The sequence below is a fragment of the Sulfitobacter sp. OXR-159 genome, from assembly GCF_034377145.1.
GTDB lineage: Bacteria > Pseudomonadota > Alphaproteobacteria > Rhodobacterales > Rhodobacteraceae > Sulfitobacter.
Map to the genome: position 1 here is coordinate 3,196,199 of NZ_CP139707.1, position 8,802 is coordinate 3,205,000.

3 protein-coding genes, 1 tRNA gene and 2 rRNA genes (1 of these 6 running past the window's edge) are annotated in these 8,802 nt (G+C 55.4%); 3 read left to right on the forward strand and 3 right to left on the reverse strand.

From position 1 onward, the window contains the following. The first annotated feature begins 125 nt into the window (after positions 1-125). The 3 genes from T8A63_RS16360 (at position 126) to T8A63_RS16370 (ending at position 5,716) form a co-directional block, all read left to right on the forward strand. On the forward strand, positions 126-1,073 hold the full coding sequence (locus tag T8A63_RS16360) for a GIY-YIG nuclease family protein (protein ID WP_322344445.1): 948 nt from the start codon (positions 126-128) through the stop codon (positions 1,071-1,073). Between the two features lie 83 nt (positions 1,074-1,156). Next, positions 1,157-3,271 (forward strand): AAA family ATPase, encoded by a 2,115-nt coding sequence (locus T8A63_RS16365; RefSeq protein WP_322344446.1) that lies wholly within the window; start codon positions 1,157-1,159, stop codon positions 3,269-3,271. 750 nt (positions 3,272-4,021) lie between these two features. Continuing rightward, positions 4,022-5,716, forward strand: a complete 1,695-nt coding sequence (locus tag T8A63_RS16370; RefSeq protein ID WP_322345761.1) for a recombinase family protein — start codon at positions 4,022-4,024, stop codon at positions 5,714-5,716. Here the strand turns inward: T8A63_RS16370 and T8A63_RS16375 are convergent. The 3 genes from T8A63_RS16375 to T8A63_RS16385 form a co-directional block, all read right to left on the reverse strand. Further along, a tRNA-Met gene (locus T8A63_RS16375) sits at positions 5,673-5,749 on the reverse strand. The two genes, T8A63_RS16370 and T8A63_RS16375, sit on opposite strands and share 44 nt — an antisense overlap. Positions 5,750-6,011: 262 nt before the next feature. Then, a 5S ribosomal RNA gene (gene rrf, locus T8A63_RS16380) occupies positions 6,012-6,126 on the reverse strand. A gap of 145 nt (positions 6,127-6,271) precedes the next feature. Next, positions 6,272-8,802: ribosomal RNA gene (locus tag T8A63_RS16385) — 23S ribosomal RNA — on the reverse strand; it runs 373 nt beyond the window's last position.

Consider the following 8,802-nt stretch of genomic DNA (forward strand, 5'->3'; position numbering starts at 1 on the left):
GTCCGACCGCACGCGGTCGGACCCTGCCCCCATCAAAAAGCATCACTGGTGAACTCACCCGATTGTTTCGGGTGACCCTTCCCCATTTCGCCTAACAAATTTCAGTCTATTCGGAGGACTTTCCAATGAACAAGCTAAACACATCCAACACAATGACTATCAATGATTTTCCGTTTCCGATTCACACTGGCGCAATCAAGCCCGACTGGATCCGCACGGCGCAGCAAAAAGGATTCAACATCGTCGCCCGCGTCGTCGATCGGTTGCATCTAGCTCTCCAGTGCAAACGCTGCGGCCATGTCAACAAGGTCCGCCTCTTCACGCTGATGAGTGCGCAGCCACTTTGCGTCAACTGTGTCGAGATTGTCTGGCGGGCAGACGCGCAGGCCGCGGGGCTGGAGTTTATCAAACGTGACCCGTCTAATCGCCACTACGGCATCTACCGCATGTCGTGCGGTCACGAGATCTGCCGCCAATTCGCGCTCGTCAAACGCACCGCGGTAGGCAAAACTGGCCTGCGCTGTGAGCGCTGCCATGCAGCGGCCGAGGTTGCTGAAGCGCAAGTTCTTGGCTGGGATATTATCGGTCCCGACCCCGAAGGCGATCCGAACTACCGCCTCTACAGGCATGTGGAATGCGGACACGAGCAGCGCTTCGCGCGCGCAAACGTGCAGTCACAGCGGATTTCCTGCGGCGCCTGCGGCACGAATTGGCCGGCGGCGCCGAGCTTTCTCTACGCAATGGGCTTCACCCTCGAGAACGGCCGCGAACTTGTCAAAGCAGGCTTTTCCCGCAATCCGTGGAGCCGGTTGCACCACCAGCTCAAAGCGGATCGCGAGATGCCGTGTGCAATTCTGCGCACTGTTCCGGTGCCCACAGGCCAGGAGGCAATCCGTTTGGAGAAACGGTTGCACTCCGAACTGAAACAGACGCATCCCGACTGCATCGTCGATACCGCCTGCTACCGCGGCCAGATCCGCGTGGTCTCGGAGATCTATGACGGATCGCTGACTCCGACCATTCTTGCGCGCTTGGGCGACATCGAAGCGGAGCTCGGTCGCCGCGCATCATAACACCGACTGCACACTGACAAATCAAATTCCGGGCCATGTGCCTGGGAGCATTCAAACACCCGTTTCACAGGGAGGGCGCAGCTATGCCCAATACAACACATACCCGGCCCGATTGGACCAACTTCGCCCACAGGGCCATTACAAATCTGCGCCGTCACAACGGCGTGCCAGCGCCTCACGGTTCCGATACCGAGCAGAAAATGGAGCCCGTTTCGGAACTTGACGAACTGTTCGCCCGTTTCGACGACGGCGACGAAAACGAAGCCCAGGCAGAAAGCTCTGCTCTTCCCTCCCGTTACGTTCCCGCGCGCCAGCTTCTGACAGCGATCCGGCTCGCGGCCACCTTCGGAGGCTCCAACGCGTTTGAAGAAAGTCGCCACTGCGGGGCACTTACCGTGATCAGCGATATCGCACCTTCCGATCTGAACGCCGTGAAGGACGTATTGAAACTGTCCTTTCCGCATGCGGACTGGACACTCGTCGCGCCCGACATCATGGACGGCAAAATTGCAAAGAACGCACAGGATCGCTTTGAGGTTGCTATCGCAGAGCGCATTGATCGCATCGAACCCGTGTTGATCTTGCAAGCTAACGGGGTCTCGCTGCCGCGCCATCTTGTGGCGACGGGCCTGCAGACCCTGCCTTTCGCGGCAATATCGCGCGATATCCTCATGACTTACATGTTGGCGGGGCATCTCTGCGTCCAGATCCCGGATCCCGACGCGCTGCTGGCCACACTGCCGAAAGACGTCGACCTTGCCCACCTCGTCACGCTTGATATCTGCGCAGCACTGCGGGCACCAACGCCGATGCAAGCGGTTCAGCGTTTGGATGCAATGATCCGCACAGATGCAAAATTATCCGGCCCGCGCTTGGAGGATTTCGAGGGCGAGGCGCCTGCCCTTACCGCCGCGCGGCGGATCGTGGAGGACCTGCTGTCGTGGAAAGACGGCAAGACCGGATGGCACGAAATCAGCCGCTCTCTGCTGCTCTACGGTCCGCCCGGCACCGGCAAAACCTACCTCGCTCGGGCCATGGCCAACAGCGCGGGGATCACGTTCATCAATGCGAGCTTTGCCGACTGGCAAGCCAAAGGACACCTTGGCGAGATGCTTGGGGCGATGAAGCACAGCTTTGCAGAGGCCCGTCAATTTGCGCCAAGCGTTCTAATCATCGACGAGATCGATGCCGTTGGGTCGCGCTCCGACGGTGATCGCCATGCCTCAAACTACAGGACACAGGTCATCAACGCCTTCCTTGGCGAAATGGACGCCATCGCAAAAGACGAAGGCGTGGTGGTGATCGGCACCTGCAATCGTCCCGGACGGATGGACCCGGCCGTGATCCGCGCCGGTCGGATGGATATCAAAATCCATGTGCCGCTGCCGGATGCCGCGGCGATCCTCGGCATTCTGCGTCACCACTTGCGCAAGGACATTGCGGATGGCGAGCTGCAGGCGCTTTCACATCTCGCTGTAGGACAAAGCGCAGCCGACATCGATGCTGCCATCCGCGCTGCACGATCGGACGCGCGGCACGCCCGGAAAATGCTGAACGTCCAAATGATTCACCAACAGATGGGCATCGAGACGTCGGGTGCCGACGACAGGATCCTGTGGCGGATTGCCCTGCACGAGGCCGGTCACACCGTAGCGGGGGCCGCCCTCGGGCTGGGGGAAATCGAGAGCATCACCATCACCAATGAAAGTGGCGAGGTCCAGCGCCGCAACATGCCCCATGAAAGCCTGCTGTCGGACATCGAGGCCGAGATCATCTATTCACTTGCAGGCCGTGCCGCTGAAAAGCTGGTTCTTGGGGAGGTCTCGGCTGGTGCGGGCGGGCAGGAAGCGTCCGATCTGGCCCTGGCAACCCGTGCTGCAATCCATCTCGAGACGACGTTGGGCCTTGGGCACGAAGGGCTTGTCTGGCACGCTAGGCCCGAGGCCGTGTATCTGCAAACACCAGCCATCCGCGACCGCGTGCGCCAACGCCTGACCCGCGCCGAACAGCGTGCAGGCGTCCTGCTGGCAAAGCATCGCGATGTTCTGGAGGCGCTGGCACGGGATCTTGTCAAACGGCGTTCTCTACGTGCCGGAGACATCCGTCACTGGCTGCGCGAGATTACGAGGACCACGACGGCCACCGCGGATAGATGCGCCAGCCAAGATGCATGCTCCGAACGTTCGAACCTCGAATAAGCTTAAGCCTTTGCCCACACCGCCCATGGTCGGGTGGGCATATCAATCTTCAAACACGCACTTCCACGGTAAAAATAGGACTACCGATCAGAGAAAGAATGGTGATCGATATAGGGAAATGCTCAGCTTTGATTATTTTTGAGATGTTCGTTTTTGTTTTTTTCATTTTCCAGTTTTTTATTGTTTCGAAGGAAAGTTGTTTTCCGGTTCTTGAAGGCAGGAGGAATATCTGTTTTGTTTTTTCGTTTTTGAAAGGAAGAGAAAATACGGATTTTTCGGTTTTTTAGCTTTGGTATTTTTATAGTTATTTTTCTGTTTCAACTTTACATCATTGTTTTTGAAATATTTTTCCCAACCCCCTGTTTATCCCCAAAAAAGCGACACCCCGCCCTTTTTGCCCCAACCACGAGGCCCACCGATGCTTTATATTATTGATCAGAAAGCCGGACCGATTTCCGGCATTGGACACATCAATATAGTCCTCCTGGCAGCTCGCCAGAGCGGACGGGAGAACTCGGCCAATGGCGCGGGACCGGAAAAGACATGCGAACGACAGGGAGGTGCCTATAGCATCGCCCGTCGACGCTGTTTCTTCGGATCCCGCTGTGGGGTCGATACAGGCCGGCCATCAGGCCAATAGCCAAATTCTGGCTTTGGTTCGTGCGATGGCCCGAGATTCCGCGCGCCTGGATCATGAAGCTGAAATCGCCAACCAGATAAATGACAAGCCAAACACCAGGGAGAAATAAGATGAAGAACCTACAGCTCCGCGTTGCCATTTACGCCCGATTTTCCTCAGACCTCCAGAACGCAACTTCGATCGATGACCAGATCAGCCTGTGCCGCACCCGCGCCGCACGCGAAGACTGGGATATTGTCGGCACTTACGAAGACCATGCAACATCAGGAGCCAGCATGTTGCGGCCTGGTATCCAGCGGTTACAGCGCGATGCTTCGGACCGCCGGTTTGATATTGTTCTGTCTGAAGCACTTGATCGGTTGTCTCGCAATCAGGCTGACATCGCGCATCTCTATCAAAATCTCGCTTTTGTCGGTGTAGGGATCGAGACAGTGTCCGAAGGAACCGTCAATGAAATGCACATCGGGCTGAAAGGGACAATGAACGCGCTCTTCCTCAAGGATTTGGCCTCTAAGACTCGCCGGGGTCTGAGCGGGCGTATCCAAAAGGGAAAATCTGCGGGCGGCAAAGCCTATGGCTATGATGTCGTGCGCAGCCTTCGAGAGGATGGTGAGCTCAACAGAGGCGGCCTGGCAATCAACGCCGATCAAGCGGCTGTTGTTGTCCGCATATTCCAAGCCTATGTCGATGGCATGTCACCCAACAAGATCGCTGACATGCTAAACCGTGAAGCCATCCCGGGGCCGCGGGGGCCTGCTTGGGATAAACCCACGATCCACGGCAATCCAAAGCGTGGAATCGGTATTCTGAACAACGAACTTTATGTCGGTCGCCGTATCTGGAATCGGCAAGAGTTTGTCAAAGACCCCCAGACAGGCAAACGCCAGGCACGTCCGAATGCGGAAGCGGAGTTTGAATATGCAGATGTTCCCGACCTGCGCATCGTGCCGCAGGATCTCTGGGACGCGGTCAAAGAGAGACAGCAAAGCCGGGCGATCAAACAGACCAAAGCGAAGGCCTGGGAGCGCCGCAAGCCACGGTTTCTGTTCAGTGGGTTGATCAAATGCGGATGCTGCGGTGGCGGATTTTCGACCGTCTCATTGGATCGGTTCGGGTGCAGCACGTCGCGCAACAAAGGCACTTCGGTCTGCATCAATCGCACCACGATCGGGCGCAAAGACATGGAAAACCAAATCTTGACGGCTCTGTCGGCGCACCTGATGGACCCCGCTTTGGTAAAGGCCTTCGCTGAAGAATATATCGCAGAACGCAACCGCCTTGCGGCCACAAGAACAGACGATAGGGCCGTAAAGGAAAAAGAGCTGGCCAAGGTGATCAAAGACCAGGATGTTCTCGTCAACGCCATTCTGGCTGGCACCCCGGCCGATCGGATCAAGGACCGCATGGGGCAACTTGAGGCATGCCAAAAGCAATTGGAAACAGATCTAGCTGCGGTTCCTGTGTCGGATGCGACTCTGCGCATTCACCCGAAGATGGCTGACACCTACCACGATCGCATCAAAGCGCTGATCAAGCGTTTGGCCGAACCCGATACTAACAGCGAAGCAAGGGAAGAGATTCGGAGCCTGATCGAAAAGATCGTGGTGACGCCGGTGCCGACAGGCGGCAAGCGGATGGCGCCACAAATACAGGTTCACGGCGCTCTCGCGGGCATTTTGTCGATGGGTCTTGGAGTTTCCGGTAAGTGCGGACAGCAAAAAACCTCCTGTGAACAGGAGGTTATGCAAAGTATAGTATTTATGGTTGCGGGAGTAGGATTTGAACCTACGACCTTCAGGTTATGAGCCTGACGAGCTACCGGGCTGCTCCATCCCGCGCCAATGCCCTTCGTTTAGACTTATAGTGCGAGGGCTGCAAGGGCATTCGTACATAGAATTTAGATTTTTCTTGAGATTTTACGCAGCGCCCTTAACTTTCGCTTCGCCGAAGTTCGCGCGTGAGTTTGGGGGCACAGAGACGTGCCGATAACGCTCCATTCGCCCCCCCCCCAAACACAAAACCGCCGCAGCTTTATAGCTACGGCGGTTTTGTTATTTTTCTCATCGTGGAGAGATACTGTTTTTATCAGGAACTTATTAGGTTTGGCGATGACCTACTCTCCCACGTCTTAAGACGCAGTACCATCGGCGCTACGGCACTTAACGGCTGGGTTCGGGATGGGACCAGGTGTTTTGCTCGCGCTATGATCACCAAACCAAATAAATTCCTGAAAAAGCGCTCTGCGCAGCAGAGCGACGGGGTCACCACTGCAGCGCTGAGCGTTGTTTGTCCAAGTCATGTACCACTGATTGTATGTGTATGCTTTTGATTGATAAGTTGAAGTCTTGCTTCTACTGGATCAAATCAAGCCTATCGAGCAATTAGTACCAGTCAACTGAACGTGTTACCACGCTTACATCTCTGGCCTATCGACGAGGTGGTCTACCTCGGCTCTCAGGGATACCTTGTTTTGAGGGGGGCTTCCCGCTTAGATGCCTTCAGCGGTTATCCTGTCCGATCATAGCTACCCAGCACTGCTATTGGCATAACAACTGGTCCACCAGTGGATCGTTCACCCCGGTCCTCTCGTACTAGGGGCAACTCCTCTCAAGTATCCTACACCCACGGAAGATAGGGACCGAACTGTCTCACGACGTTCTAAACCCAGCTCACGTACCTCTTTAAACGGCGAACAGCCGTACCCTTGGGACCTGCTCCAGCCCCAGGATGAGATGAGCCGACATCGAGGTGCCAAACACTGCCGTCGATATGGACTCTTGGGCAGTATCAGCCTGTTATCCCCGGCGTACCTTTTATCCGTTGAGCGATGGCCCTCCCACTTGGGACCACCGGATCACTATGGCCGTCTTTCGACTCTGCTCGACTTGTCAGTCTCGCAGTCAGGCTGGCTTCTGCCATTGCACTCAACGAGCGATTTCCGACCGCTCTGAGCCAACCTTCGCGCGCCTCCGTTACGATTTAGGAGGCGACCGCCCCAGTCAAACTACCCGCCACACAGGGTCCCGGAACCGGATAACGGTCCGCGGTTAGACATCAAGCAGAACAAGGGTGGTATCTCAAGGGAGGCTCCACCGAGACTGGCGTCTCGGTTTCAAAGCCCACCACCTATCCTGCACATGTTCGGCCTAATGCCAGTGTGAAGCTGTAGTAAAGGTGCACGGGGTCTTTCCGTCTAACCGCGGGTAACCGGCATCTTGACCGGTAATTCAATTTCGCTGAGTCTATGTTGGAGACAGCGGGGAAGTCGTTACGCCATTCGTGCAGGTCGGAACTTACCCGACAAGGAATTTCGCTACCTTAGGACCGTTATAGTTACGGCCGCCGTTTACCTGGGCTTCAATTCAGAGCTCTCACCCCTCCTTTTAACCTTCAGGCACCGGGCAGGCGTCAGACCCTATACGTCGTCTTGCGACTTCGCAGAGCCCTGTGTTTTTAATAAACAGTCGCCACCCCCTGGTTTGTGCCCCCAGCCCCTAGTTGCCTAGGAACCGGGCCTCCTTCTCGCGAACTTACGGAGGTATTTTGCCGAGTTCCTTCAACATAGTTCTCTCAAGCGCCTTGGTATTCTCTACCTGTCCACCTGTGTCGGTTTAGGGTACGATCTAGCGATGGAGCTATTTCCAGGGACCTCTAAGCAGCCCATTCAATCCGATAAGGATGAACTACCCTCGAGATCCGTCACTTCCATCTGGCCCAGGAATATTAACCTGGTTCCCATCGACTACGCCTTTCGGCCTCGCCTTAGGGGTCGGCTTACCCTGCTCAGATTAGCTTTAAGCAGGAACCCTTGGACTTTCGGCGAGAGTGTCTCTCACACTCTTTGTCGCTACTCATGTCATCATTCTCACTAGTGATCTCTCCACCGGATCGCTCACGCGCCAGCTTCACAGAAAGCTCCTTGTGTCCAATCCGTCCCGAGGGACGATAAGGACACATGGAACTATGTCACACTACGCTCTGCTACCATGCAATAAATGCATCCTCAGCTTCGGCTCATGGCTTGAGCCCCGTTACATCTTCGCCGCAAGACAACTTATTTAGACCAGTGAGCTGTTACGCTATCTTTAAAGGATGGCTGCTTCTAAGCCAACCTCCTGGTTGTTTTGGTCGTCTCACCTGCTTTCCCACTTAGCCATGAATTAGGGGCCTTAGCTGGAGGTTAGGGTTGTTTCCCTCTTCACGACGGACGTTAGCATTCGCCGTGTGTCTGCCGACTAGTACTCCTCGGTATTCGGAGTTTGGTTAGGATCAGTAAGCCTGTGGGGCCCCATTACCCATCCAGTGCTCTACCCCCGAGGGTATTCGGTCGACGCTCTACCTAAATAGATTTCGCAGAGAACCAGCTATCTCCGAGTTTGATTGGCCTTTCACCCCTAGGCACAGCTCATCCCGATCTTTTTCAACAGATGTGGGTTCGGTCCTCCAATAAGTGTTACCTTATCTTCAACCTGGCCATGCCTAGATCACTCGGTTTCGGGTCTGATCCCACGAACTCAACGCCCTATTAAGACTCGCTTTCGCTACGCCTACACCTAACGGCTTAAGCTTGCTCGTGAGACCAAGTCGATGACCCATTATACAAAAGGTACGCTGTCAGGACGCAAGGTCCCTCCAACTGTTTGTAGGCGTTCGGTTTCAGGTACTGTTTCACTCCCCTCGTCGGGGTGCTTTTCACCTTTCCCTCACGGTACTGGTTCACTATCGGTCAGTAAGGAGTACTTAGCCTTCGAAGGTGGTCCTCCGATCTTCAGACAGAATTTCACGTGTTCCGCCCTACTTAATACGTCCAATCATGCTTCTTATACGGGACTATCACCCACTTTGGTTGCGCATTCCAACGCATTCTAACCACACTCATGGCTCGGCTGGT

Coding starts and splice junctions, on each gene's coding strand:
- T8A63_RS16360 (WP_322344445.1), top strand. CDS start 126: ATGAACAAGCTAAACACATCCAACACAATGACTATCAATGATTTTCCG.
- T8A63_RS16365 (WP_322344446.1), top strand. CDS start 1,157: ATGCCCAATACAACACATACCCGGCCCGATTGGACCAACTTCGCCCAC.
- T8A63_RS16370 (WP_322345761.1), top strand. CDS start 4,022: ATGAAGAACCTACAGCTCCGCGTTGCCATTTACGCCCGATTTTCCTCA.